The following is a 25,053-nucleotide window of genomic DNA, read 5'->3' as shown; positions in this document are numbered from 1 at the left end:
CTGAGAGAGAAAGGAGACCCTGCATGAGCATCCGCATCGTTCGCCTGGGCACGCCGCGCACGGCCGGAGAGGGCCTGCGCATCGGCACCGTGCGCCGTCCGCCGCGCGGCGTTCCGAAGACCGAGTTCGCATCGCAGGACTGGTATGACGTGTGGTACCCCAATCTCGCGCCTTCCGCGGAGACCATGAAGCTGGGCCAGGAGGCGGAAACCCCTGCGCAGTGGAATGCCTTCATGCGCAAGTACAAGTCCGAGATGGCCGAGGCCGATGCAAGCCGCAGCATCGACCTGCTGGCCGCCCTGTCACACACGGCGGCGTTTTCGGTCGGCTGCTACTGCGAGGACGAATCGCGCTGCCACCGCTCGCTGCTGCGCGGCCTGCTGGCCGAGCGCGGGGCGGACATCGCGAACTGATCCGTTCAGACCGGCGGCAGGGCGACGAAGGCCGGCAGTTTTTCCGCAGCGGCTGCAAAGGCTGCGAGCGACGGGCAGTCGGCTGGCGCGACCAGTTCGGGAAGCATCATTTGCGTGAAGCCCCATGCCACGGCGCTGGTCAGCCCGGCCTGGCCAAGGGCGGCTTCATCGGCCACCGCGGGCAGCTTCGCAATCTCGGCCTCGAGCCCCGCATAGGCGGCAGCCAGCTGGCCCCGCACCCTGTCGACCCAGGGCGCATGCTGCTTCTCGGGCGGGCGCAGCTTGCGCTCGTAGACGATCTGCACCGTCTTCTCGCAGGCCGCGAGCGCGAGCCCCAGCACCCGCAGCGCACGCAGCCGCTCGGCGCCGCCCGCGGGCATGAGGCTGCGGCCCGCGATGGTTTCCGCATGGTCGATGATCAGCGTGGAATCCATCAGCAGCGTGCCGTCGTCGCACACCAGCGTCGGCGCCTTGACCACGGGATTGATCGCCCGGAACTGTTCGAAAGTGCTGAAGACCGAGATCGACCGGTGTTCGAACGCAAGCCCCAGCAGGCGCAGCGAAATGGCCGCGCGGCGCACGTAGGGGGAGTCGAGCATGCCGATGAGTTGCATCTTGTTTTTTCCTAAGGGATGGGCCGCAACGATAACGCCAGTCAGCGCTGCGCCTTGTCCTTCTGGTTCTGCGCCTCGATGCGCTCGCGCGCGGCCTGCCAGTCGTCGTCGCTCCATTGCCGCAGCTCGTAGAAGTTGCCGCCCGTGGCCAACGCGTTGCCGCCGTCCATCATGATGCTCTGGCCGGTGAGCCAGTCGCACTGGCCGGGCGCCATGAGGAAGGCCGCGAGGTTCTGCAGCTCGCTCATGCGGCCGGTGCGCGCCATCGGGTTGCTCTTCTTGCTGCGCGCGCCGGGCTCCTCGCCAGGATTGAGGCGCTTGCTCATGCCCTCGGTCGGGATCTCGCCCGGCCCGACGGCGTTCAGGCGAATGCCATGGCGCGCCCACTCCACCGCGAGCGACTTGGTCATGACCTCGATGCCGGCCTTGCTCATGGCCGACGGCACGACGTAGGGGCTGCCGTTGTCGACCCAGGTCACGATGATGCTCATGACGCTGCGCATCGCATCGCCCTGCTTCCACTTGCCGGCCTTGGCCTCGGCCACCCAGCGCTTGCCCACGGCCTGCGTGACGTAGAAGCTGCCATGGAAGACGATGTTCGCAATGGCATCGAAGGCGCGCGGCGAAAGGCTCTCGGTCGGCGCGACGAAGTTGCCGGCGGCGTTGTTGACGAGTCCCGTGAGCCCGCCGCTCTGGAACAGGCTCTCGACCATCTCGTCGACGCTCTGGGCCACGCGGATGTCCACGCCGAAGGTGTCGATGCGGCGCCCGGGAAACTGCTGGCGCCACTCAGCCGCGGTTTCCTCGCAGACCGACTGGCGCCGGCCGCAGATGGCCACGTCGGCGCCCAGGCCCAGAAAGCGCTCGGCCATGGCCCGGCCCAGGCCGGTGCCGCCGCCGGTCACGAGAATGCGCTGGCCGCTCATGAGGGAAGGTTCGAACATGGTGGGTCTCCTTGGTCGTTGCGGCAGCGCCAAGGCAGGGAGCGCCGCCATCGCACATGCTACGCGCGCTGCCGTGCCGCGGCTTGCGAAATCCGGCCCCCCGCGCCGAGTCAGAATGGCAGCCGACCTGTTCCCTGGAAATCCGCCCATGCCAACTTCCAAAGCCTCCCCCTTCCAGCCGCTTGCGGGCGTGCGCGTGCTGAGCCTTGCGCTCAACCTTCCTGGACCCGCGGCGCTGCTGCGCTGCCGGGCCATGGGGGCTATCTGCGTGAAGCTCGAGCCGCCTGCCGGCGACCCGATGGCGCACTACAACAAGACCGCTTACGCCGCGCTGCACGAGGGCGTCGCCGTTCGCACCGCCGACCTCAAGACCGAGGCGGGACGGCAGCAGCTGCACGCGGAACTCGCACAGACGGACGTGCTGCTGACCTCGTTCCGTCCTTCGGCCTTGGCCAAGCTCGGCCTCGACCGGGCCGCGCTGCAGGAGCAGCATCCCCGGCTGTCGCAAGTGGCGATCGTCGGTGCGCCCGGCGCACGCGCCGAGGAACCGGGCCACGACCTGACCTACCTCGCCGAAAGCGGCCTCGTCACCGGCACCGAGCTGCCGCCCACGCTCTTTGCCGACATGGGCGGCGCGCTGCTCGCGAGCGAGGCCGTGCTGCAGGCCACCCTGCACGCGCGAACGGCGCCCGGCGCGAACGGGCTGTACCTCGAAGTGGCGCTCAACGCCTCGGCCGACTGGCTGGCGCTGCCGCGCACCTGGGGCCTCACGCAGCCCACGGGCGCAGTGGGCGGCGCGCACGCGGGCTACCGCGTCTATCCCTGCGCCGACGGCCGCGTGGCGGTGGCGGCGCTGGAGCCGCATTTCGCGGCCCGGCTCTGCGAGGCCGCGGGCGTGTCGCCGCCCGACATGATGGCGCCGGCCACGCACACCGCGCTGGCCGCCTGGCTCGCAACGCGCACGCGCGCCGAGCTCGACGCCATGGGCCGCGAGCGCGACGTACCGCTGCTCACGCTGGCCGGCTGACGCAGCGGCCGGCCAGCGCGGCCTGCGTCCTCAGGACGCCGGCAGGCGCAGCTCGCCGAGCTTGCGGTCGAGCCTGATGAGCCAGATGCGGGTCGGCCGCTCCAGGTCGGAGCCGCGCGTGATGCGCGCGCCGGTGGCGCCCGCGGGGCAGCCGCTGAGCACGCCGCTGGCGTCGGCCGTGCAGTCCTCGACGCTGCCGGCCAGGGTCTTGCCATCGGCATCGAGCAGCACCGTACCCAGGCCGAAGTCGTTGTCGTTCACCAGCGCCAGCGTCTGGTCGTCCACGATCGTCAGGCCCTCCGCCTTCTCGGCCAGCCAGCCCAGTGCGTTGAGGTCGAGCAGCTCGGTCTTGCGCATCGTGACCACGCTCGAATAGTCGGCGGTACCCGAGGGCGCCTGCGTGATGCTGCTGATCTCCAATTCGTAGTCGAAGGCCTTGATGTCCGTCGCGTTGGCCGGCAGCTCCACCAGCATCAGCTTGTTGAACACCTTGCCGTCGCTCTTGCGCGCGCCCTGCTCGATCACGATGAAGCGGCCGTTGCCCAGGCTCACCACGTCGCCGAGCTTGGCGTTGCCGGTGCGGTCCTTGTCGTACTGGCTGCCGTCGATCGGGTAGGCGTAGAGCTTCGAGGTCTCGGTGGCCGGGTCGAAGGCGAGCCAGCGCGTGAACTTCGCGATGTGGCGCACGTCGGTGTTGCTGCCGCCCGGCGGCCTGGCCTTGATCGACTTGCCGCTGCCGTCGCGCGGATCGATCGGGCTCTGCAGGAAGCCGTGCAGCACGCCGCTCGCGGCATCGATCGTCAAACCTTCCATGCCGCGGTTGGGCCGGCGCCGCGCCAGCACCGGCGGCAGGTCGGCAGCGCCGCTGCCGGGCGCGTATTTCTTCTCGACCACGCCGGTCGCCATGTTGATGCGCACGATGAAGGGGCCGTATTCGTCACTGGTCCACAGCACGTTGCGCGCCTTGTCGAGCACCAGCGTCTCGGGGTCGAGGCCGTTGGCGTCGTAGTTCGCCTTGGCGGCATCGAACACGTAGCGGTCGGTCAGCGGCGTCTCGCCGGTCGAGCCCACGCCGGACTGCGGCGGCAGTCCGGTGATCTTGCTGCCGGCATCGCGCCTGAGCGGCAGGCTCGAGGCGAGCACGGCGCCCGTCTTGCCAATGCGCACGATGCCGAAGCTCGGCGCGAACGACGGCGCCGGGAACACCTTGCTGATGCTGGTGGCGCCATTGCCGCCGGGCACGGGCGCGGTCGGGCCGTCGCCGTTCGGGCCGCGGTCGGTGATCGCATAGAACTCGAGCGTGCCGTCGTCCGCCTTGCCCTTGAACGCGAGCCCCGAGCCGTAGGCCGGCAGGAAACCCTGCGGAAAGTCGGCCCTGGTCTTCTCGTTGTCGCCCTCGTAGGGCACGTTGAAGGCGGCGTCGGCCTGCAATTGGTAGCGGGTGACGCCGAGCCCGATGGTGCCGAGCGCGTTGGTCTGCGTGAAGGCTTCGGTCACCGGTGCGGCAAGGCGCGAGGCCAGCGTGTTCTCGAAGTGTTCGCGCGCCAGCATGCGGCGGCTTGGATCGACCATGCGGGCATTGTAGGGAGCGGGCAGCCCTGCGAGCACCGCATTGAGCGCGGTGTCGAAGCTCTCGGCCGAGGCGCTGAAATCGAGCGCGCCCGCCCTCAGCGCGGCCTTGAGCGCAGGCGCCAGCCGGATGCCGTTCGAGGGATCGCGGTCCTCGTCGAAGCTCTGCAGCGCCAGCAGGCGATTGGCGACCGCATCGGCCTTCACGTCGCTGCCACCCGCCAGGGTCAGCGGCGTGATCGCGTCACCACAGGCGGCACTGCCGAGTGCGAGCGCGCCGATGCTGAAGGCCACGGTCTCGCCGTCCTTGCAGGTGAATTCGCCATTCGCGTTGGTGCTGGCCGCGGCGCTGCCGCCCGCGGTGTAGTCGAGGCCCTCGACGGCCGCGTCGAGGAAGGTGCCGGTCTTCGATTGCGCGGCCGGCGGATTGGTGGTGCCGCCACCGCCCGCCACGGGAAATGCCCACCCTCCTCCTCCACCGCCGCTGCCGCCACCGCAGGCGGCGACCAGCGCAGCGGCACCCGCGAGCGCCAGCCAGCCCATCCTCGATCCTCTTGTCTTCTTCGTCATCACTTGTCCTTGTCGTGCGCCTGCGCAACAGGCACAGGCCCCGGCGATTAGCACCGCGGCGTGTGACAAGCCAGTGAAACCAGGAAGACGAGGCTGTGGATGCTCAGCGGCCGGCGCCGTCGCGCTGCCGGTCTTCGCGCTTGATCGCGAGGTAGGTGTCCAGGTCGATCTCGTGCAGCTGCCGCGGATACTGCTCGGCCGCGGCGAACCAGGAGCGCTCCCGCCGCTCGGCCGGCACGCCGGCTCCCGAAGAGAGATAGGCGTCGAGCGTGAGGAAGTAGCGCATCGCATTGCGCTCCACCAGCCCGCGCGTGCCGCGGATGTAGTCGGGCTGGCCATCGGCGTCCCTGCCCATCACGGTGAAGCCCACCTTGTTGCGGCCGAAGGTCGCCAGGTACGCCTGGGTGGCCATGCGAACCATCATGTTGTGGTCGTAGCTGTAGCTGAAATGCAGGAAGCTCCTCTGCCCGTCGAGCGCCACCGCCTCGAGCGTGACGCGGTAGTTGCTGGTTCCGAGCGGTCCTTTGGGCGCATTCATCTCGACCGACAGGTACTCCGGCGTCGCGCTGGCCACGCGATAGGCAAAGGGGAGCTGGAACGCCTGCTCGACCGGCTTGTCGTAGCGCCGCACCACGAACAGCGTCAGCATCTCGCCGCCTTGCGGCGCGGTGCCGGTGCGGCAGCGGCGATTGTTGACGTGCAGCGTGAGCAACTCGCACCAGCGGGAGGGCTCCATGAGCGCGGCGCTGATCTCCGGCAGCGAGTGGTCCACCACCGCATAGATGTCGCCCTGCAGCCCGTTCGGCGTCTCCGTCGAGTCGAGCTGGAGCGGCCGCCCGAAACCGCTCTGCGCGAGCTTGGCCCCCATGCGCTGATGGGTGGCGCGCAGCGCCTGCGCCGCGGCCGGGGCCGGGGCCGGGGCCGGGGCCGGTGCGGGCGCGGAGTCGGGCGACGCCCCCAGCGCATGCACAGAAACCGCGAGCAGGATGGCGCCCGCCAGGGTGTGGCCCCATGAAGCCGGCAAGTGGAACGGACTGCTCATGGACCACACCATACACAAGAGACGAGACGGCCGCCGCCCCGGCAGGGGAGAATCGCGGCCATGTCTCCTCCCTTTTCCCGCACGCCATGAAGCGCCAAGGCCGGCTCGTCCGCTGGGAGGCCGAACGGGGGTTCGGCTTCATCCGCAGCCCCGGGGGTTCAGCCGACGTGTTCGTGCACCTGCGCGACTTTGTCGACCGGCAGCTGAAGCCGCAGGTCGGCATGGAACTGGGCTTCGACGAGATCCATGTGGGCGGCAAGGGACCGCGCGCGATGGCGGTCCACGCGGCGGGTGCCGCGCAGCCCCGGGCACGTCGCGCCACAGCCCACCCGCGGGGCCGCCGCGCGACAGCGGCCTCCTCTTCTTCCCCGTCGTCGATGCTGCCCATCGGCGTGCTGCTCCTTGGCTATGCGGGGCTGCTCGGGTATGGCGTATGGACCGCGCGCCTGCCGCCCATTGTCCTGGGCGTGCTGCTGCTGGCCAGCCTGCTGACCTTCGCCGTCTACGGCTTCGACAAGAGCGCCGCGCAGGCCGGCCGCTGGCGTACGGCGGAAAGCACGCTGCATCTGCTCTCGCTGGCGGGGGGATGGCCGGGCGCGTGGTGCGCGCAGCGGCTCTTTCGGCACAAGTCGCGCAAGACGGGCTTCATGGCGGTCTACTGGACCACCGTGCTGATGAATATTGCCGCCGTGGCGGCCTGGACCGGCAAGCTGCTGCCCGCGAGCCCGCTCGCGGGCTGAACTCAGCGCGGCTTGCGGATGCTGCCGCGCACCGGGCCGGCGGCGGCCTTGCGCGTCGCCGGCGCCGACCCGTTGTCCCGCGGCGGCAGGCCGGTGTGCTGCGTGAGGATGCGGCCTTTCGAGGGCTTCACCGGTGCCAGCCTGACCGGCGCCGACGCCTTGGCCGCCACCGGCGCGGAGGTCGAGTTCTTGCGCCGCGCGCTCGTGTAGCCGCCATCGGTCAGCGGCTGCCAGGTCGGGATCAGGTGGTGCTTGCCGTTGCCGATCAGGTCGGCGCGGCCCATGCTCTTCAAGGCTTCGCGCAGCAGCGGCCAGTTGTTGGCGTCGTGGTAGCGCAGGAAGGCCTTGTGCAGGCGGCGGCGCTTGTCGCCGCGCACGATGTCCACCGTCTCGCTCTCGCGCGTGATCTTGCGCAGCGGGTTCTTGTTGGTGTGGTACATCGTGGTGGCCGTGGCCATCGGGCTCGGGTAGAACGTTTGCACCTGGTCGGCGCGGAAGCCGTTCTTCTTGAGCCAGATCGCGAGGTTCATCATGTCCTCGTCGCTGGTGCCCGGATGTGCGGCAATGAAGTACGGAATCAGGTATTGCTTCTTGCCCGCCTCGGCCGAGAACTTCTCGAACATCTGCTTGAACTTGTCGTAGCTGCCGATGCCGGGCTTCATCATCTTGGTGAGCGGGCCCTGCTCGGTGTGCTCGGGCGCAATCTTCAGGTAGCCGCCGACATGGTGCTGCACCAGTTCCTTCACGTACTCGGGCGACTGCACGGCCAGGTCGTAGCGCAGGCCCGAGCCGATCAGGATCTTCTTGATGCCCTTGAGCGCACGCGCGCGGCGGTAGATCTTGATCAGCGGATCGTGGTTGGTGCCCAGGTTCTGGCAGATGCCCGGGTACACGCAGCTGGGCTTGCGGCAGGCGGCCTCGATCTCGGGGCTCTTGCAGCCGAGCCGGTACATGTTGGCGGTGGGGCCGCCCAGGTCGGAGATGGTGCCGGTGAAGCCGCTCACGCTGTCGCGGATGGCCTCGACCTCCTTGATGATCGATTCTTCCGAGCGGCTCTGGATGATGCGGCCCTCGTGCTCGGTGATCGAGCAGAAGGTGCAGCCGCCGAAGCAGCCGCGCATGATGTTCACGCTGAAGCGGATCATTTCCCACGCGGGAATCTTGGTGGCGCCGTCGTGGCTGCCGTTCTCGTCGGCGTAGCGCGGATGCGGACTGCGCGCATACGGCAGGTCGAACACGTGGTCCATCTCGGCCGTGGTGAGCGGAATGGGCGGCGGGTTGATCCACACGTCGCGCGCCGTGGCGCCCTCGCCGTGCGCCTGCACCAGCGCACGGGCGTTGCCGGGGTTGGTCTCGAGATGCAGCACGCGGTTGGCGTGGGCATAGAGCACCGGGTCGGCGCGCACCTGCTCGTACGACGGCAGGCGGATCACGCTGCGGTCGCGCGGCGGCACCTTGATCCTCGCGCGCTGATGGAGCGCGGGGTTCGGCACGAAGGTCAGCGGCTTGATGGCCGGGTTCACCGGGTTCGCCGCCGCAGCGCCTGCCTCGGCGGCCTGCGCCACGGCCTGGGCCTCGTCTTCCTTCGCGCAGGTGGCGCCGTTGGCCTTGGCCTGCTCGGACACCATCAGGTAGGGGTTGACGTGGGCTTCGACGCGGCCGGGTTCGTCGACACTGGTGGAGTTGATCTCGAACCAGTCTTCAGGTGTGTCGCGGCGCACGAAGGCGGTGCCGCGCACGTCGGTGATCTCGTGCACCGGCTCGCGGGCCGCCAGCCGGTGGGCGATCTCGACGATGGCGCGCTCGGCGTTGCCGTACAAGAGCAGGTCGCACTTCGAGTCGACCACGATCGAGCGGCGCACCTTGTCCTGCCAGTAGTCGTAGTGGGCGATGCGGCGCAGCGACCCTTCGATGCCGCCGAGGATGATCGGCACGTCGTTCCAGGCTTCCTTGCAGCGCTGCGAATACACGATGGCCGCGCGGTCGGGCCGCGCGCCGCCGACGTCGCCGGGCGTGTAGGCGTCGTCGCTGCGGATCTTCCGGTCCGCCGTGTAGCGGTTGATCATCGAATCCATGTTGCCGGCGGTCACGCCGAAGAACAGGTTCGGCTTGCCCAGCGCCTTGAAAGGCTCGGCACTCTGCCAGTCGGGCTGGGCGATGATGCCCACGCGGAAGCCCTGCGCCTCGAGCATGCGGCCGATCACGGCCATGCCGAAGCTCGGATGGTCGACATAGGCGTCGCCAGTCACCACGATGATGTCGCAGCTGTCCCAGCCGAGCGCGTCCATCTCCTTGCGCGTGGTCGGCAGGAATTTGGCCGTGCCGAAACGGGCCGCCCAGTACTTGCGGTAGCTGGTCAGCGGCTTGGCGGCACGCGCAAAAAAGGAGACGTCGACGGGGGCGTTCATCAGTGGGGAAGTTGGCAGCGGCGGCTTGGCGGGCACGGCGCAGCAGTGGGCAACCCGCGATTTTAGGGTTTTCCACCACTTCTGTCGCGTTGGCGGCTGTTGACGCGCCCGCGGCAAGGCCTTTAAATGGTTGCTTCAGTCAATCAATAATATGACAACAGCAACCATTCCAGCCGCTTCGGCCGCGCCCGACACCGCCGCGGTCAAGGCGATCCGGCGCTTCAACCGCTTCTACACGAGCCGCATCGGCGTGCTCGACCCCTATCTTGGCAGCGACATGTCGCTGACCGATGTCCGGGTGCTGTACGAGCTGGCCCACCGGGAAACGCCCGTGGCCAGCGAGATCGGCCGCGACCTGCGGCTCGACGCCGGCTACATGAGCCGCATCCTGCGCCGCTTCGAGGCGGCCGGCTGGCTCACGCGCGCGCCGCACCCGCGCGATGCGCGGCAAAGCGTGCTGCGCCTCACCGAAGCCGGCCACGCCGCATTCGCGCCGCTGCAACAGAAATCGCGCGACGAGGCAGCCGCCCTGCTCGCGCCGGTGCCTGCACACGAGCGCCAGCAGCTGATCGATGCCATGGCGCGCATCGAGCGCACGCTCGATCCCGCGGCGGCGCCGGCGGTGCGCACGCGCACCATCGTGCTGCGCGACCCGCTGCCCGGCGACATGGGCTGGGTGGTACAGCAGCATGGCGAGCTGTATGCGCGCGAGTACGGCTGGAACATCGAGTTCGAGGCGCTGGTGGCCGACATCGTGGCGCAGTTCGTGCGCAAGTTCCAGCCCGCGTGGGAGAAGTGCTGGATCGCCGAACTCGACGGCGAACGCGTGGGCGCGATCTTCGTGGTGCGCAAGTCGGCCACCACGGCCCAGCTGCGGCTGCTGCTGCTCTCGCCGTCGGCACGCGGCCTGGGCCTGGGCGCGCGCCTCACCGACGAATGCATTGCCTTCGCGCGCGCCAAGGGTTATCGCAGGATGGTGCTCTGGACCAACAGCTGCCTCGAGGCCGCCCGCGCCATCTATGCCAAGCGGGGTTTCAGGCTCGACAAGGCCGATCCCTACGAAGGCTTCGGCCAGCAGCTCGTGGGCGAGACCTGGTCGCTCAAGCTGCAGTAGATGCGGTGCGCCGGCCCTTGTGCCACAGCTTCTTGAGCAAGGGTGCGAGCCACACCAGCAGCACCACGGCCGCCAGCGATGCGGCAATCGGCCGCGACACGAAGCCGGCCAGGTTGCCGTCCGACTTGATCATCGAGGTGATGAAGTTCTCCTCGAGCATGCCGCCGAGCACCACGCCGAGGATCGCCGGCGCGATGGGAAAGCCGTTCTCCTCGAGCAGGTAGGCCACGATGCCCGCCACGAGCATCACACCCACGTCGAACAGCGAATTGTTGATGGCGAACGCGCCGACGATGCAGAACAGCAGGATGAGCGGCATCAGCACGTTGCGCGGCACCCGCAGGATGCGCTTGGCCACCTTGATGCACAGGATGCCCAGCGGAATCATGATGATGTTGGCGATGATGAACAGCATGAACACCGCATAGATGTTCTGCGGGTTGGTGGTGAACAGCGTCGGCCCCGGATTGAGGTTCTTCATGTAGAGCACGCCGATCACGATGGCCGTGATCGAGTCGCCCGGAATGCCGAACACCAGCGCCGGAATCCACGCGCCGGCCAGCGCGCTGTTATTGGCGGAACCCGATTCGACAATGCCTTCGACATGGCCCGTGCCGAATTTCTCGGGCTCCTTGGAGAACTTCTTGCTCATGGCATACGACATCCACGCCGCGATGTCGGCACCCGCGCCCGGCAGCGCGCCCACCGCCGTGCCCAGCAGGCTGCCGCGCAGTATCTGCACCGGGTATTTCTTGGCCAGCGCCCACTGTCCCGAGAGCACGCGTCCCACTTTCTCGACCACCACCTCGCCCGGCGGCAGCGTGTCGACCGCGAAGCGGATCACCTCCGAGATGGCGAACATGCCGATCATCATCGGGATCATGCCGATGCCGCCGGTCATCTCGGCATTGCCGAAGGTGAAGCGCGGAAAGCCCGCCGGATTGCCGAGCCCCACGCACGCCACCAGCAGGCCAAGCAGCAGCGTGATCATGCCCTTGAGCGGCCGGTCGGAGGTAATGAACACCGCGCAGGTCAGGCCCAGCAGCACGAGCCAGAAGTACTCGAAGGAACTGAAGTTGAGCGCGAAGTCGGCCAGCGCGGGCGCCGCCACGATCAGCACCACCGTACCGAAAAGACCGCCCACGGCAGAGAACACCAGCCCGGCGCCCAGTGCCGTCTCGGCCATGCCCTTGCGCGTCATCGCAAAGGCCTCGTCGGTATAGGCGGCGGATGCGGGCGTGCCCGGAATGCGCAGCAGGCAGCCCGGGATGTCGCCGGAGAAGATGGCCATGGCGGTGGCCGTGACCATGGCGGCGATGGCCGGAATCGGCGGCATGAAGAAAGTGACCGGCACCAGCAGCGCCACCGCCATGGTGGCCGACAGCCCCGGCACCGCGCCGACGAACAGGCCATAGAGCGAGGCCAGCACCATCACGAGAATGGTGTAGGGCTCGAAGACCATCGAGAAAGCCTGCAAGAGTGCTGCGGACATGAGTGGATGTTTCCGGTTACCAGGCGATGGGTGTCAGGACGCCCCAGGGAAGCGGAACGCGCAGCAGCTTGTAGAACGCGGCATGGATCACCAGCGTGGCGAGCAGCGCAATCAACAGTGCGCGGCCCGGCGGCACGCGCATGGCGAGCATCAGTGCCAGCAGCGAGATCGCCGCGGTCGGCAGGAAGCCGAGCCGCTCGGAGGCAAAGATGTAGAACAGCACTGCGCCGACGACCAGCGCGGCGGCCAGCACGTGGCGCGGCGAAGTGGCCCAGTCGCCCAGCCGCACCCAGGCCGCGGCATGGCGTTGGCGCCAGCCCTTGGCCAGCAGCATCGCGCCGCAGACGCACAGCCCGATGGCAATCAGCCCCGGAAACAGCGCCGGCCCCACCTGCTGGCCCGGTATGCCCGGATAGCCCTGCACCACAGCAAGCACCACGATACCGAGCGCCAGCAGGATTGCACCGAAGATCGCGTCGTTGAATTTCATCGCGCTGCACCTCCGCCCGGTGCGTGCGCACGCCCTCTAGCGTTCACTTGACGATACCCACGGCCTTCATCGTGGCGCCGAGCTCGGCATCGGACTTGGCCATGTAGGCGGCGAAGTCGTCAGGGCCCGCATAGATCACGCCAAAGCCGCGCGAGGCCATGAAGTCGGTGTACTCCTTGCTCGCCACCACTTTCTTGAGCGCGCCCGCGAGCTTGTCGCGCACGTCGGCGGGCAGGCCCTTGGGCGCGACGATGCCGCGCCAGGCCGCCATCGACCAGTCGCTGCCGATGGCCGCCTTGAGCGTGGGCACGTTGGGATACAGGGCCGAGGGCTTGTCGCTCATGATCGCAAGGCTCTTGATCTTGCCCGCATCGATCAGCGAACGCGCCTCGGGCAGCGAGACCGGCGCGATGTCGACACCACCCGCGACCACGTCCTGCAGGCCTGGGGCGGCGCCATTGCTCGGCACCCACGGCACGGCCGCCGGGTCGATCTTCTGGTCGCGCAAGAGGCCCGCGATGGCCAGGTGCCAGATGCCGCCCTGCCCCGTGCCGGAGGCCTTGAGCTTGCCGGGACTGGCCTTGATGGCCGCCAGCAGTTCGGCCACGGTCTTGTAGGGCGCGTCGGCGCGCACCTGGATGCCGGCCGGATCGAGATTGGCGAGGCCGATCGGCGTGTACGAGGCGCTGGTCAGCGGCGTCAGCCCCTGCCAGTGCATCATGCCGATCTCGACCGTGGCCATGCCGATGGTGTAGCCGTCGGGCGGCGCGGCGGCAATGGCCGCATGGCCCACCACGCCGTTGCCGCCGGTACGGTTCACCACCGTCATCGGCTGGCCGAGTTCTTTTTCGAGCAGGCTCGCGATGATGCGCGCCGTAGCATCGGTGCCGCCGCCCGCACCCCATGGAACGATCAGCGTGACGGGCCGGCTGGGATACGCCTGGGCCGCCGCGGGCGCTGCCGCGGCGAACATGGCGAGCCCCGCCGCGACAGCTGCGGCATGGGCCACGAAGGAGCGGCGCGAAAAAAAGCCGGCGGAACGAACACGCATGGTTTTTGTCTCCTGGCGAAAGTCATTGGTATGACGATTGAACGGGCAAGCAGGTTTTTCGCACAGTTCGCTCGCCGGAGACATTAGGGTGAACCATCGTGCGCCGCGCAGGGCGGCGTCATTTCGCTACTGCATGAACCAGCCGTGGCTCACCACCAGCGACTGGCCGGTCAGCGCATTGGTCGGGAAGGCCGCAAACAGCAGCGCCACGCGCGCCACATCGTCGGTGGTGGTGAATTCGCCATCGACGGTTTCCTTGAGCATCACGTTCTTGACGACCTGTTCCTCGGTGATGCCAAGCGTCTTCGCCTGCTCGGGAATCTGCTTCTCGACCAGCGGCGTGCGCACGAAGCCCGGGCAGATCACGTTGGCGCGCACACCGTGCTTCGCGCCCTCCTTCGCAACCGTCTTGGCCAGGCCGATGAGGCCGTGCTTGGCGGTGACGTAGGGCGCCTTCAGCAGCGAAGCTTCCTTGGAGTGCACCGATCCCATGTAGATCACGCTGCCGCCGCGGCCTTGGGCGTACATGTGCTTGAGGCAGGCCTTGGTGGTGAGAAAGGCGCCGTCGAGGTGGATCGCGAGCATCTTCTTCCAGTCGGCAAAACTGAATTCCTCGACCGGATGAACGATCTGCACGCCGGCATTGCTGACCAGGATGTCGATGCCGCCGAAGGCCTTGGCGGCCTCCTCGACCGAGGCATCGACCTGCTCCTCGCTGGTCACGTCCACCGCCACGCCCAGGGCTTGCGCGCCCGCCGCCTGGAGTTCGGCTGCGGTGGCGTCGGCGGCCTGCTTGTTGAGGTCGGCAATGACGACCTTGGCACCCTCGCGCGCAAACAGAATGGCAATCTCCTTGCCGATGCCGCTGGCCGAGCCGGTGATGTAGGCGACCTTGTCCTTGAGTTGCATGGTGAATGTCCTTGAGGGTTGGAAAGAAAAAAAGGATTGCAAGAATCAGGCGAGCGCAGCCCGCCGTCAGCGCGACAGCCCGGGACGCTTGACGCGCTCCACGCCGGGCTCGCCGAGGTCGAAGGTGGTCACGCCGTTCACGGTGGCGTCGCTGCGCAGCGTCTCGGGATGCGCCAGCGTGCGCCGCATGTCGCGCGCGCCGGCCTCCCAATGCTCTTCGACGGCGGCGCGCGAGAACTCGTAGTCCTTCGATTCGACCTCGTAGGGCTTGTCGCGGTAGATCAGGTGGAAGATGTCGATCGGATGGTGCGTGAGCTCAGCCTGCACCGCCAGCACCGAGGGGTCATTGCGAAGGCGCGCCGGCAGCTTGGAGATCAGGTCCGCAATGGCCTGCTGCAGGTTCAGGTTGGCGGCCAGGGCATCGGTGTTCATGCGGGTGCGGCTCGAATAGGTGATGTCCTTCTGCCGCTCCATCACGCCCGACAGCGTGCGCGGCATCTCGCCGCGTGCATTGAAAAGATCGACCTGCAGCACCACCAGCGGCTCGGAGCGCGGATGGATGTCGAGCACGTACTGCAGCGGCGTGTTCGAGACGATGCCGCCGTCCCAGTAGTCGTCGCCGTCGATGCTGACGGGCGCAAAGCCCGGCGGCAGCGCGCCGCTGGCCATGATGTGTTCGGGGCCGATGCGCTGGCGCGTGTTGTCGAAGTACACCGAGTTGCCGGTGCGCACGTCAACCGCGCCCACGCTGAAGCGCGCCTCGCAGGCGTTGATGCGGTCGAAGTCGACCAGGCGCTCGAGCGTGGCCTTCAGCGGCGTGGTGTCGTAGTAGCTCAGCAGCGGCGCCGCCGCGCCCATCAGCAGCGCGGGCGAACAGCGCGGTTCGAAGAAGCCCGGAATGCCCACCAGCATCGCCATGCTGGCGCTCCACTGGTTCTGCGTGGCGCGGTCGCCCAGCCATGCCGGCAGGCGCTGCGCCGGTCCGGAGGACACCAGGTGCCAGAACTCGCGCAGCCGGTCCACCCGTTTCTCGGGCGCATTGCCCGCGATCAGCGCCGCATTGATGCGCCGATGGAGACGCCGGCAATCCAGTGCGGCTGCAGGTCGGTCTCGCTGAGCGCGGCATACACGCCGGCCTGGTAGGCGCCGAGCGCGCCGCCGCCCTGCAGCACCAGCGCCTTGCGCGCGGCGCGCATGTCTTCGCGGCGCGCCGCAAAAGTGTTGAGGGTCTTGCCTGCCGTCCGGGGCTTCCGGGGCGTCTTCTGCGTCGTCGTCATGGGGTGTCATTTGACACCAGCCCCGCGACGGCAAGCTGACCGAGCGCCCTTACATCTTGGGCAGCATCTGCCCCCGGATCTCGCCGGCCGGATTGGCGGCGGTGTGGATGTTGGCGTACCACTTGCCTGCGATCAGGTCGGCCGCCTGCGCCGGCGTGAGCGTGGCCTGCCCCTCGATCGGGCTGGCCGCATTGGCAAAGGGCAGCACCACGCCGGCATTGGCGCCCGCGGCCGCGGGGCCATGGAAGTGCGCGGCCGTGGCCGGCCCGCTCAGGCCGCTGTAGGTGATCTTGTACTTCAGGACATTGGTGTCCTTGTTGAGCCAGGCTTCCGCCAGGCCGCTGCCGCGCGTCATGTTGGGCGGCACTTCGCTGGCGGCGTTCATCGCGCCGCTGAAGCTCGCGGTGTTCGACCTGGACATCATTCCGCAGCCGGCCAGCGCGGCACTGGCCACGCCGACGATGAGGGTTGCGCGCAAAAAGCTGCCATATCGGGTCATGAGCTTGATCTCCTGAGTTATGAAACCGCTACAGCATAGGCAGCCATTGCGCTTCGCCTTGTCGGCCACCACCGCGACTTTGGCGGCCGGGCACCGGCTGAAAGAGAATGCGGCAATGAATCCTGCCGAGCTGCCCACCGCCCGTGACATCGTCGACTTCTGGCGCAATGCCGGACCCGAACGATGGTTTGCCAAGAACGAAGCCTTCGACGCCGAATTCGCCGGGCGCTTTCTCGCCGCCCACGAAGCAGCCGCGCGCGGCGAGCTCGACCATTGGGCGCGCGACGCCGAGGGCGCCCTGGCGCTGCTGGTGCTGCTCGACCAGTTTCCGCGCAACACCTGGCGCGGAAACGCCCGCATGCTGGCCACCGACGCCAAGGCGCTGGCCATCGCGCGCCAGGCGATCGAAGCCGGCCTCGACCTGAAGGCCGGCGAAGACCTGCGGCGCTTCTTCTACCTGCCCTTCATGCACTCCGAGTCGCTGGACGACCAGCAGCGCTCGGTGGACCTCAACGCCGCGCTCGATGCCAACACTCAGCGCTTCGCAGTGCTGCACCGCGACATCATTGCGCGCTTCGGCCGCTTTCCGCACCGCAACAAGCTGCTCGGGCGCACCAGCACGGCCGAGGAGCAGCGCTTCCTCGACGAAGGGGGTTTCGCGGGATAGCTGGCGCTACGGCAGCGGGTCCGAGCGCGTCGGCGAAGGATTCGCCTCGGCGCTGCCCTCCATGTTCTTGAGCGAGCCATAGGTCTTGGCATACACCCAGGTGAACTCGGCCCCGAGCAGGAAGATCTGCGCCGAGTAGTACACCCACACCAGCACCACCACCAGCGAACCCGCGGCGCCGTAGCCCGAGGCCACGCTGCTCTTGCCGATGTACAGGCCGATGAGGTGCTTGCCGATGGTGAAGAGCAGCGCCGTGACCGCAGCCCCCACCCACACGTCGCGCCACTGTACCCTGACGCGCGGCATGATCTTGTAGATCATCGCGAAGATCACCGTCACCATCGCAAAGCTGAAGGCGAAGTTCACCGCCTGTGCCAGCGTGGCCCAGCCGCCGAACACCGGCGCCCACCACTTGCTGAGCGCTGCCAGCGCCGCACTGGCCACCAGCGACACCATCAGCAGGAAGCCGATGGCCATGATCATGCTGAACGACAGCGCCCGTACGCGCAGCAGGTTGAAGATGCCCTTGCTCTTGGTGCGCGCCGGCGCCCGCCAGATGCGGTCGAGCGCGTCCTGCAGTTCGCCGAAGACGGTGGTCGCGCCGACCACCAGCAAGCCGATGCCGACCACCGTGGCCACGACGCCTTCGGCCGGCTTGTTGACCGCCTGCAGCATCGCCTGCACCGCGGCCGCGCCCTGCTCGCCCATGAGCCCCGAAAGCTGCGCGAAGATCTCGCCGCGTGCGGCCTCCTGGCCGAACACCAGGCCGGCCACCGAGATCACGATCAGCAGCAGCGGCGCAATCGAGAACACCGTGTAGTAGGCCAGTGCAGCGCCCATGCTGGGTGCGTAATCGTTAGACCAGGAGGCGACGGCCTGCTTGCAGAGATCGAAGAGCGCACGGATTTGCATGGCGATGGAGTCTCCCTTTGAGCGTTACAGGGGCATGTCAGCCCGGTGCCCGGCACGTTGCAGGCCTGGCTACGATAATCGCACCCACATGCATCCGTCTCCTTCAGGCGCGGCGGCGCCGCCCGCCCATCCGCAACCGAAGTCGCCACGCGACCTTTTTGTTTCATTCACCTGGCTTGCGCTGCAGGGCTTCGGTGGCGTGCTGGCCATCGTCCAGCGCGAGATGGTGGAGAAAAAGCGCTGGCTCACGCCCGAGCAGTTCCTGGAAGATTGGGCCGTGGCCCAGGTGATGCCGGGACCGAACGTGATCAACCTCGCGCTGATGATCGGCGACCGCTACTTCGGCCTGCGCGGCGCCATCGCCGCGGTGGCCGGCATGCTTGCGATACCGCTCGTCGTCATTCTTGTGCTGGCCGTTCTTTATGCCCACTACGCGGCCAACCCGCAGGTGGCCGCCGCGCTGCGCGGCATGGGCGCGGTGTCGGGCGGGCTGATCGCCGCCACCGGCATCAAGCTGATTCCGCAACTGCGCAAGCACCCGCTCGGTTTTGCCACCTGCCTGGCATTCGTCGCACTGGTGTTCGGCGCCATTGCGCTGTTCAAGATGCCGCTCGGCTGGGTGCTGCTGGCCGTAGGCGGCGTGGCCTGTGCGTGGACCTGGCGCAGGATTGCCGCATGAGCCAGCTGACCATCGCGATGCAATGGCACGACTGGCTCGCGCTCTTCGGCCAGTACCTGCTGCTGTCGCTGCTGTCGATCAGCGGCGCCATCACCACCGTCCCCGACATGCACCGCTACCTCGTCGCGCAGCACGGCTGGCTCAGCGAGGCGCAGTTCAGTTCCTCCGTGGCCATTGCCCAGGCCGCGCCGGGGCCGAACGTGCTCTTCGTCGCGCTGATGGGCTGGAATGTCGGGCTCAACGCGGGCGGCGGCATCGGTGCGGGGCCGGGCGCCTGGCTGCTCGGCCTGTTCGGGCTCACGGTCACCATGGTCGGCATCATGCTGCCGAGCACCACCCTCACCTACCTGGCCACGCGATGGGGCCACCGCAACCGCGACCGGCGCGGCGTGCGCGCCTTCAAGCAGGGCATGGCGCCGGTGGTGGTGGGCCTGCTGATCGCCACCGGCTGGGTGCTGGCGGCGGGCAACCCTGCCGGCGACGCGCCTGCCTGGCATCTGTGGCTGCTGACCGCGGTGGCCGCGCTTATCGTCTGGCGCACGCGCATTCACCTGCTCTGGCTGCTGGGCGCAGGTGCGCTGCTCGGTGCTGTGGGCTTCGTCTGATCCTCGTTCTCTTCCTCAGGAAACAAACTCATGTCGCAACTCCGCTCGCTCGGCCGCTCCGGCCTCCTGGTTTCACCGCTGGCCTTCGGCGGCAACGTGTTCGGCTGGACGGCGGACGAGGCCACCTCGTTCCGCCTGCTCGATGCCTGGGTGGACGCGGGGTTCAACTTCATCGACACCGCCGACGTCTATTCGGCCTGGGTGCCGGGCCACACCGGCGGCGAGTCCGAGACCATCATCGGCAAGTGGCTCAAGCAGAGCGGCAAGCGCAACCGCGTGGTGCTGGCCACCAAGGTCGGCAAGCCGATGGGCGAAGGCAAGTCGGGCCTCTCGCCGGCCTACATCCGCGAAGCGGTGGAAGCCTCGCTCAAGCGCCTGCAGACGGACTTCATCGACCTGTACCAGTCGCACGACGACGATGCCGCCACCCCGCTCGAAGATTCGCTGCAGGCCTTCGACGAACTGATCAAGGCCGGCAAGGTGCGCGCGATCGGCGCCTCCAACTACAGCGCGCCCCGGCTGGCCGAGGCGCTCGACGTGTCGGAGCGGCTGGGCATTGCGCGCTACGAGAGCCTGCAGCCGCTGTACAACCTCTACGACCGCGCGGTGTTCGAGGACGAACTGGAGCCCCTGTGCCTGAAGCGCGAAGTGGGCGTGATCAATTTCTATGCGCTGGCGGCCGGCTTCCTGACCGGCAAGTACCGCACCGAGGCCGACGCCTCCAAGAGCGCGCGCGGCGCCACCACCATCAAGAAGTACCTGAATCCGCGGGGCCTGCGCATTCTCGAAGCGCTCGACAAGGTGGCGCAGCAGTACAACGCCAAGCCGGGCCAGGTCGCCATTGCATGGCAGATCGCACGCCCTTCGGTCACGGCGCCGATCGCCAGCGCCACCTCGATCGCGCAGCTGGAGGAACTGGTGGTGGCCACCCAGCTGAAGCTCGATGCCGGCACCATCCAGATGCTGGACCGGGCCAGCGCCGAAACCCCGGCCTGAGACGCACATGCAACGGGCGGTTTCGAGCGCCGCCTAACCGTCGACCGGATTCAGCGGCGTCGAGAGAATGCGCTGGTAGAAAGCCACGTCGAGCCAGCGGCCGAACTTGAAGCCGGCCTGCCGCACGGTGCCGGCATGCTCGAAGCCCAGGCGCTCGTGCAGCCCGATGCTGCCGGCATTCGCGGCATCGATGGCGCCGACCATCACGTGCACGTCGCGCGCCACGGCTTCGGCAATGATCGCCTCCATGAGCGTGCGGCCAAGGCCCGCGCCGCGGTGGCCCGCCTCGACATACACCGAGTGCTCCACGGTGTACTTGTAGGCCGGAAAGGCGCGGAACGTGCCGTAGCTCGCAAAACCCAGCAGCCTGCCGCTCTCGTCTTCCGCGCCGACCACGGGAAAACCGTTGGCGCGCTTGGTGGCGAACCACGCCACCATGCTCTCGGGCGTGCGCGGCTTGTAGTCGTACAGCGCCGTCGAGTTGGCGATGGCCTCGTTGAGGATGGCAAGGATGGCGCCCGCGTGGGCTTCCTCGGTACAGGGGACCAGGCGCATGTTCGTTCCTTTCAGTCGATCCAATATAGGAGAATAATAATCTCATATGAGAAACAATTCATCTCCGCCGGCCGAGCCCTCCGGCATCGATTCGCTCATTGCCAGCCGGCTCTTCGCGCTGCGCCAGGCCAAGGCGCTGAGCCTGGCCGAGCTGGCCGAGCTTTCCGGCGTCAGCAAGGCCATGATCTCGAAGGTGGAGCGCGCGGAGAGCAGCCCGACGGCCGTGCTGCTGGGCCGGCTGGCGGCCGGCCTGGGCGTGCCGCTGGCGCAGCTGCTGACGGAGGACAAGGGCTCGCTGCGCCGGCTGCGCACCCGGGCCGAGCAGGAGGTCTGGCGCGATCCCGAGGCGGGCTACCTGCGGCGCCAGGTCGCCGAGCGTGCTGCGAGCGGCGGCGTGGAGATGGTCGAGATCGAACTGCCGCGCTCGGCGCAGGTCGCCTATCCGCGCTGGAGCGGCAAGCCGTACCGGCAGTGCCTCTGGATGCTCGAAGGCGCGCTGCGGGTGGACTACGGCGACGAGCGCTTCGAACTCGCGCCCGGCGACTGCCTGGATTTCGGCGTCGACCGCCCGCTGGTCTTCAAGGCGCTCGGGCGCGCGGGCTGCCGCTACCTGCTGGTCACATCTCCCGCGTAGAGGCGCGAAAGCAGTAGGCAAGTTCCCACAGCGACTGGAGACGACGGCCTGTGCCCGCCGGGGGACCGCCCGGGATACTGCAAGGCATCCAAAGCTTCCGGGGGAACAAGCATGTCCTTTGCGCTCTACATGATCGGTTTTCTGATCTTCCTCGCCGGCGTCGCCTGGGGCGCCTCGGTGGCCGGCGTGCCGACGCTCTACATCGGCATCGGTGCGCTGATCATCCTGGGCATCGGTATCTTCAGCGCGGTGGCCCGCACGCGCAGCAAAGACCCTTCCTGATTCGAACCGCGCCCGGGTCGCAGTGCCGCGTCAGGCGCTGCGCTGCCGCATGGCCTCGTAGAGGCACACGCCGCTGGCCACGGAAACGTTCAGGCTCTCGACCGCGCCCGCCATCGGAATGCTCACGAGCTCGTCGCAGGTCTTGCGGGTGAGTTGGCGCATGCCCTCGCCTTCGGCACCGAGCACCAGCGCCAGGGGCCGCTTGAGGTCGCTCTGGTAGAGGGTGCCGGGCGCATCGTCGCTGGTGCCGACGCACCAGATGCTGCGTTCCTTGAGTTCGTTCAGCGTGCGCGCCAGGTTGGTCACCATGAAGTACGGCACCGTCTCGGCGGCGCCGCTCGCCACCTTGGCCACGGTGGCGTTGATGCCGGCCGCATGGTCCTTGGGCGCGATCACCGCATGGGCGCCGGCGCCGTCGGCCACGCGCAGGCAGGCCCCCAGGTTGTGCGGATCGGTCACGCCGTCGAGCACCAGCAAGAGCGGCACGGTGCCGGCCTCCTCCAGGTCTTCGAGCAGTTCATCGAGCGAACGGACCTGCGCAATGGGCTCGACCCGCGCGACCACGCCCTGGTGGCCATGGCTGCCGCTGAGCTTGGCGAGCCTCAGCCCGTCGGCCTCGACCAGCCGCACGCCGGCCTCTTGCGCGCGGGCGATGAACTGTTTCATGCGCGCATCGCGCCGGCTGGTGTCGAACATCACTTCGAGCACCGATTTCGGCGCGGTCTTGATGCGCACGCCCACGGCATGGAAGCCGAAGATCACTTTGGGGGAAGACATCCCCTGATTATCCCTACCCCCAGGCTTGCCCACTTCGTGTGGCCTCCCTCCCCCTGGCAGGGGGCAACACCAGCGGCCCGGCAAAGCCGATTCCGCGGTGTTCCACGAAAGATCCCGCCCCTCAAGCCAGCGGCAGACCGCTGTGCGCGCGGGTGCGTTCGTCGTGCAGCTGCTGCACGGCCAGCGCATTCGGATGAACCCGTGCGCTGTTGCCGGCGCTTTCCAGGTACTGGCAGGCGGCATGGCCTTCGGCGGCCTTTTCGTAGCGCGCGATCCAGGCATCGCGCAGCGGCAGCTTCTCGGGCGACACGGGCCACACGCCCGGCCGCGGCCGCAGGTGCTCGCCGATGCCGATGCGCCAGGGCTTGGCGCTCAGGCGGGCGCGAAAGCAGTTCTGGTTGCGGCACATGCGCGCATAGACCTTGTCGACGCCCAGCGCATGGAAGCAGTCGGCCACTGCCATGTCGGCCGGACTGAAGACGTCGTGCATCGCCATGACCCGGAAACCGGCCGGCGTGCGGTAGAGGCGCAGGTGCCAGTCGGGGTGCTGGTGGATGAAGCGCCCGATGCGCTCGGCCGCGCGCTTCTCGGGCGCGGGATTGCCGCTGGCCTCGCCGCGCTTCCTGGCCAAGCCAATGCGGTAGGCGACGGCAAAGACCACGAGGGCCGCGACCAGCCCGCCCAGCCAGGTCCTGGCGGTCCAGCCGCCGACGATGCCGGCGATCAGCGCAGGCACCAGCGCAAAGCCGAACACGCTGCCGCGCAGGGGCTCGTCGAAATCGATGTCGACGAACAGCACGTCGGGCGTGTTGAGGCAGCGTGCGCCATAGCTGTTGCGGGTGATGACGGTGTCGCCCTGGCGCTCGACGATTTCCTCGCGGATCGGCACGCCTTGGGCCCCGTTGTAGGCCAGCTTGCGCTCGCGGCGGTTGAGCGCCTCGCCCGCGGCGATCCGCTCGAACGCCTCTCGCGTGCGCTGGTCGGCATGCGCCTGCGCGGCGATCGGGCTTTCGTCGGACCAGCCGTAGCGCCGCACCGTGATCTGCTTGCCGGCGACGTGCTCCTGGATGCGGCCTTCGGCCCAGAACTGGGGAACGATCATGCCTGCAGCGAGGCCACCAGCACAGGCGTCGACTCGTTGAGCGCCATGCGCCCGGCCTCGATGGTGATGCGGCGCTCGCACTGGGCCGCAATGCCGCGGTCGTGCGTGACCAGCACGAGCGTGGTGCCGAGCTCGCGGTTCAAGTCGAACATCAGCCGCATGACCTGCTCGCCGGTCGCGAAGTCGAGGCTGCCGGTGGGCTCGTCCGCCAGCAGCAGCGCCGGCTGCACCACGAAGGCCCTGGCCAGCGCCACGCGCTGCTGTTCGCCGCCCGAGAGCACCTTGGGATAGTGGCCGAGCCGCTGGCCGAGGCCGACGCGCCCGAGCATCTCGGTGGCGGCCTTGCGCGCATCCTTGCGGTCGGCCAGTTCGAGCGGCAGCATCACATTCTCGAGCGCGCTCAGGTTGCCCAGCAGCTGGAAGCTCTGGAACACGAAGCCCACGCGCTGGGCGCGCAGCGCGGCGCGCTCGTCCTCGTCGATGGCGAAGATGTCATCGCCCGCGAGCCTGACGGTGCCGCGCGTGGGCGTGTCGAGCCCGGCAATGATCGACAGCAAGGTGCTCTTGCCTGAACCCGAGGCACCGACGATGGCGGCGGTTTCCCGCGCGCCCAGGGTGAAATCGATGTTCTGCAGAATGTCGAGCGTACCGGTCGAGTCGGTCACCGACTTGAACACATGCTCGACAGCGACAATGGCATCCGACGGGGGTTGGGACATGGAAAGGCTTTTCGTTTTGAAACGACGTGACTTTATCTTGAGCGCTGCCGCATTCGGCAGCGCAGGGGCAAGGACCATGGGCCATGCCCAGGCCGCGGCGCCCGGCAAGCCCGTGATCCTGGTGCTCGGCGATTCGCTGAGCGCCGAATACGGTCTCAAGCGCGGCGAAGGCTGGGTGCCCCTGCTCGAGAAGCGGCTCGCGCAGCAGAAGATCCCGGCCACGGTGATCAATGCCAGCATCAGCGGCGACACCAGTTCGGGTGGACGCGCCCGCTTTGCCTCGCTGCTGGCGCAGCACAAGCCCAGCCACGTGGTGGTCGAGCTGGGCGCCAACGACGCGCTGCGCGGCCTGCCGCTGCAGAACACCGAGGACAACCTGCTGCAGATCACCAAGGCGGCGCAGGCGGCCGGCGCCAAGGTGCTGATCGTCGGCATCCAGGTGCCGCCCAACTACGGCGGCGACTACACACGGCGCTTCGAGGCCGTGTTCGGCAAGGTGGCCAGCACCACCAAGGCGGCGCTGGTGCCCTTCCTGCTCAAGGGCGTGGCCGACGCGCCCGACGCGCTTGCGCTGTTTCAGGCCGACCGCATCCATCCCACGGCCGCCGCGCAGCCGCAGCTGCTCGACAACGTCTGGCCGGAGCTGCGCAAGCTGCTCGCGGCCAAGTAGGCCTGCCGAAACAAAAAAGCCGCTCCAGGCCCGAGGACCTGCAGCGGCATTTTTGTCGAGAGCCTTGATCTGGGATCAGCCGTTCTTGGTCGGCAGATCGGGCACCGTCGGCGGATCGCGCTCGAGCGAGGCCACGTCGGTTTCCGGGTCACCCGGGGCCAGGCCGTCGCTGCTCGGGGAGAGCTTGCGATTGGCCTTTTCGCGGAGCTTCTCTTCCTTTTTCTTCTTCTTGGCCAGCTCCTTCTGGCGCTTTTCGTAGCCGTAATTGGGTGTTGCCACTGTTCTCTCCTTGAACG

27 protein-coding genes and 1 pseudogene are annotated in these 25,053 nt (G+C 68.2%); 11 read left to right on the top strand and 17 right to left on the bottom strand.

Going from position 1 to position 25,053, the window contains the following annotated elements; translation table 11 throughout:
• The first annotated feature begins 23 nt into the window (after positions 1-23).
• Positions 24-413: a DUF488 domain-containing protein gene (locus FB547_RS15000; protein ID WP_125965692.1), complete on the top strand. Its 390-nt coding sequence runs from the start codon at positions 24-26 to the stop codon at positions 411-413.
• A 5-nt stretch (positions 414-418) separates the two neighbouring features.
• Here FB547_RS15000 and FB547_RS14995 read toward each other — a convergent pair whose 3' ends face one another.
• A complete protein-coding gene (locus FB547_RS14995; protein ID WP_145743487.1) occupies positions 419-1,027 on the bottom strand; it encodes a glutathione S-transferase in 609 nt (202 codons plus the stop codon).
• Positions 1,028-1,068: 41 nt separating this feature from the next.
• On the bottom strand, positions 1,069-1,971 hold the full coding sequence (locus FB547_RS14990; RefSeq protein WP_145743485.1) for an SDR family oxidoreductase: 903 nt from the start codon (positions 1,969-1,971) through the stop codon (positions 1,069-1,071).
• Positions 1,972-2,119: 148 nt separating this feature from the next.
• On the opposite strand from FB547_RS14990, the gene FB547_RS14985 reads away from it, so the two are divergent.
• Positions 2,120-2,998: a CoA transferase gene (locus FB547_RS14985; protein WP_145743483.1), complete on the top strand. Its 879-nt coding sequence runs from the start codon at positions 2,120-2,122 to the stop codon at positions 2,996-2,998.
• Between the two features lie 30 nt (positions 2,999-3,028).
• On the opposite strand, the gene FB547_RS14980 is transcribed toward FB547_RS14985, so the two are convergent.
• Together FB547_RS14980 and FB547_RS14975 are read right to left on the bottom strand one after the other, a co-directional pair.
• Positions 3,029-5,137 carry an esterase-like activity of phytase family protein gene (locus tag FB547_RS14980; protein WP_261380286.1) on the bottom strand — a complete coding sequence of 703 codons (2,109 nt, stop codon included), beginning with the start codon at positions 5,135-5,137 and terminating at the stop codon, positions 3,029-3,031.
• A 103-nt stretch (positions 5,138-5,240) separates the two neighbouring features.
• Positions 5,241-6,179, bottom strand: coding sequence for a hypothetical protein (locus tag FB547_RS14975; protein WP_261380285.1), 939 nt, complete (start codon positions 6,177-6,179; stop codon positions 5,241-5,243).
• 86 nt (positions 6,180-6,265) lie between these two features.
• On the opposite strand from FB547_RS14975, the gene FB547_RS14970 reads away from it, so the two are divergent.
• Positions 6,266-6,919 (top strand): DUF1294 domain-containing protein, encoded by a 654-nt coding sequence (locus FB547_RS14970; protein WP_145743482.1) that lies wholly within the window; start codon positions 6,266-6,268, stop codon positions 6,917-6,919.
• A gap of 2 nt (positions 6,920-6,921) precedes the next feature.
• Here FB547_RS14970 and FB547_RS14965 read toward each other — a convergent pair whose 3' ends face one another.
• Positions 6,922-9,327, bottom strand: coding sequence for a YgiQ family radical SAM protein (locus tag FB547_RS14965; protein WP_145743480.1), 2,406 nt, complete (start codon positions 9,325-9,327; stop codon positions 6,922-6,924).
• 151 nt (positions 9,328-9,478) lie between these two features.
• Between FB547_RS14965 and FB547_RS14960 the strand changes: the two genes are divergently transcribed.
• The gene (locus FB547_RS14960) at positions 9,479-10,441 is read left to right on the top strand and encodes a bifunctional helix-turn-helix transcriptional regulator/GNAT family N-acetyltransferase (RefSeq protein ID WP_145743478.1); all 963 of its coding nucleotides are present in this window, start codon (positions 9,479-9,481) and stop codon (positions 10,439-10,441) included.
• On the opposite strand, the gene FB547_RS14955 is transcribed toward FB547_RS14960, so the two are convergent.
• The 6 genes and pseudogenes from FB547_RS14955 to FB547_RS14930 form a co-directional block, all read right to left on the bottom strand.
• Positions 10,428-11,933, bottom strand: a complete 1,506-nt coding sequence (locus FB547_RS14955; RefSeq protein WP_145743476.1) for a tripartite tricarboxylate transporter permease — start codon at positions 11,931-11,933, stop codon at positions 10,428-10,430. The two genes, FB547_RS14960 and FB547_RS14955, sit on opposite strands and share 14 nt — an antisense overlap.
• Before the next feature lie 16 nt (positions 11,934-11,949).
• Positions 11,950-12,423, bottom strand: coding sequence for a tripartite tricarboxylate transporter TctB family protein (locus tag FB547_RS14950; protein ID WP_145743474.1), 474 nt, complete (start codon positions 12,421-12,423; stop codon positions 11,950-11,952).
• Positions 12,424-12,466: 43 nt separating this feature from the next.
• The gene (locus FB547_RS14945; RefSeq protein ID WP_145743473.1) at positions 12,467-13,474 is read right to left on the bottom strand and encodes a tripartite tricarboxylate transporter substrate binding protein; all 1,008 of its coding nucleotides are present in this window, start codon (positions 13,472-13,474) and stop codon (positions 12,467-12,469) included.
• Between the two features lie 126 nt (positions 13,475-13,600).
• The gene (locus tag FB547_RS14940; protein WP_145743471.1) at positions 13,601-14,383 is read right to left on the bottom strand and encodes a 3-hydroxybutyrate dehydrogenase; all 783 of its coding nucleotides are present in this window, start codon (positions 14,381-14,383) and stop codon (positions 13,601-13,603) included.
• Positions 14,384-14,449: 66 nt separating this feature from the next.
• Positions 14,450-15,579 (bottom strand): annotated as a pseudogene (locus FB547_RS33805) (patatin-like phospholipase family protein).
• 130 nt (positions 15,580-15,709) lie between these two features.
• On the bottom strand, positions 15,710-16,159 hold the full coding sequence (locus tag FB547_RS14930; protein WP_145743469.1) for a CHRD domain-containing protein: 450 nt from the start codon (positions 16,157-16,159) through the stop codon (positions 15,710-15,712).
• A gap of 115 nt (positions 16,160-16,274) precedes the next feature.
• Here FB547_RS14930 and FB547_RS14925 point away from each other — a divergent pair, with 115 nt between their 5' ends.
• Entirely contained in the window at positions 16,275-16,826 is a 552-nt protein-coding gene (locus FB547_RS14925) for a DUF924 family protein (protein ID WP_145743467.1), read from the top strand.
• A 6-nt stretch (positions 16,827-16,832) separates the two neighbouring features.
• Here FB547_RS14925 and FB547_RS14920 read toward each other — a convergent pair whose 3' ends face one another.
• A complete protein-coding gene (locus FB547_RS14920) occupies positions 16,833-17,738 on the bottom strand; it encodes a YihY/virulence factor BrkB family protein (protein ID WP_145743465.1) in 906 nt (301 codons plus the stop codon).
• Between the two features lie 88 nt (positions 17,739-17,826).
• On the opposite strand from FB547_RS14920, the gene FB547_RS14915 reads away from it, so the two are divergent.
• The 3 genes from FB547_RS14915 to FB547_RS14905 are packed head-to-tail and all read left to right on the top strand — an operon-like array spanning position 17,827 to position 20,018.
• Positions 17,827-18,417 (top strand): chromate transporter, encoded by a 591-nt coding sequence (locus tag FB547_RS14915; protein WP_018902772.1) that lies wholly within the window; start codon positions 17,827-17,829, stop codon positions 18,415-18,417.
• A complete protein-coding gene (locus FB547_RS14910; protein WP_145743463.1) occupies positions 18,414-19,022 on the top strand; it encodes a chromate transporter in 609 nt (202 codons plus the stop codon). The genes FB547_RS14915 and FB547_RS14910 overlap by 4 nt, the downstream gene beginning before the upstream one ends.
• Positions 19,023-19,052: 30 nt before the next feature.
• Entirely contained in the window at positions 19,053-20,018 is a 966-nt protein-coding gene (locus tag FB547_RS14905) for an aldo/keto reductase (protein ID WP_145743461.1), read from the top strand.
• Positions 20,019-20,051: 33 nt separating this feature from the next.
• On the opposite strand, the gene FB547_RS14900 is transcribed toward FB547_RS14905, so the two are convergent.
• Positions 20,052-20,573, bottom strand: a complete 522-nt coding sequence (locus FB547_RS14900) for a GNAT family N-acetyltransferase (RefSeq protein ID WP_145743459.1) — start codon at positions 20,571-20,573, stop codon at positions 20,052-20,054.
• A gap of 46 nt (positions 20,574-20,619) precedes the next feature.
• Between FB547_RS14900 and FB547_RS14895 the strand changes: the two genes are divergently transcribed.
• Together FB547_RS14895 and FB547_RS33315 are read left to right on the top strand one after the other, a co-directional pair.
• On the top strand, positions 20,620-21,207 hold the full coding sequence (locus FB547_RS14895) for a helix-turn-helix domain-containing protein (RefSeq protein ID WP_145743458.1): 588 nt from the start codon (positions 20,620-20,622) through the stop codon (positions 21,205-21,207).
• 111 nt (positions 21,208-21,318) lie between these two features.
• A complete protein-coding gene (locus tag FB547_RS33315) occupies positions 21,319-21,489 on the top strand; it encodes a hypothetical protein (RefSeq protein ID WP_021006995.1) in 171 nt (56 codons plus the stop codon).
• 30 nt (positions 21,490-21,519) lie between these two features.
• On the opposite strand, the gene rlmB is transcribed toward FB547_RS33315, so the two are convergent.
• From rlmB to FB547_RS14880, 3 genes are all read right to left on the bottom strand, one after another.
• Positions 21,520-22,266 carry a 23S rRNA (guanosine(2251)-2'-O)-methyltransferase RlmB gene (gene rlmB, locus FB547_RS14890; RefSeq protein WP_145743456.1) on the bottom strand — a complete coding sequence of 249 codons (747 nt, stop codon included), beginning with the start codon at positions 22,264-22,266 and terminating at the stop codon, positions 21,520-21,522.
• A 121-nt stretch (positions 22,267-22,387) separates the two neighbouring features.
• Positions 22,388-23,368 carry a hypothetical protein gene (locus tag FB547_RS14885; RefSeq protein WP_145743454.1) on the bottom strand — a complete coding sequence of 327 codons (981 nt, stop codon included), beginning with the start codon at positions 23,366-23,368 and terminating at the stop codon, positions 22,388-22,390.
• Positions 23,365-24,087 (bottom strand): ABC transporter ATP-binding protein, encoded by a 723-nt coding sequence (locus tag FB547_RS14880; RefSeq protein ID WP_012747325.1) that lies wholly within the window; start codon positions 24,085-24,087, stop codon positions 23,365-23,367. Before FB547_RS14880 ends, FB547_RS14885 begins: the two co-directional genes overlap by 4 nt.
• Before the next feature lie 76 nt (positions 24,088-24,163).
• On the opposite strand from FB547_RS14880, the gene FB547_RS14875 reads away from it, so the two are divergent.
• Positions 24,164-24,757, top strand: coding sequence for an arylesterase (locus FB547_RS14875; RefSeq protein ID WP_261380297.1), 594 nt, complete (start codon positions 24,164-24,166; stop codon positions 24,755-24,757).
• 75 nt (positions 24,758-24,832) lie between these two features.
• Here the strand turns inward: FB547_RS14875 and FB547_RS14870 are convergent, their stop codons facing one another.
• Positions 24,833-25,036, bottom strand: a complete 204-nt coding sequence (locus FB547_RS14870; protein ID WP_012747323.1) for a hypothetical protein — start codon at positions 25,034-25,036, stop codon at positions 24,833-24,835.
• Positions 25,037-25,053 lie beyond the last annotated feature (17 nt).

The organism is Variovorax beijingensis (genome assembly GCF_007828835.1).
Taxonomy (GTDB): Bacteria; Pseudomonadota; Gammaproteobacteria; order Burkholderiales; family Burkholderiaceae_C; genus Variovorax; species Variovorax beijingensis_A.
Note: the sequence above shows the minus strand (reverse complement) of the source record. Positions and strands in the feature narration are given on the sequence as shown.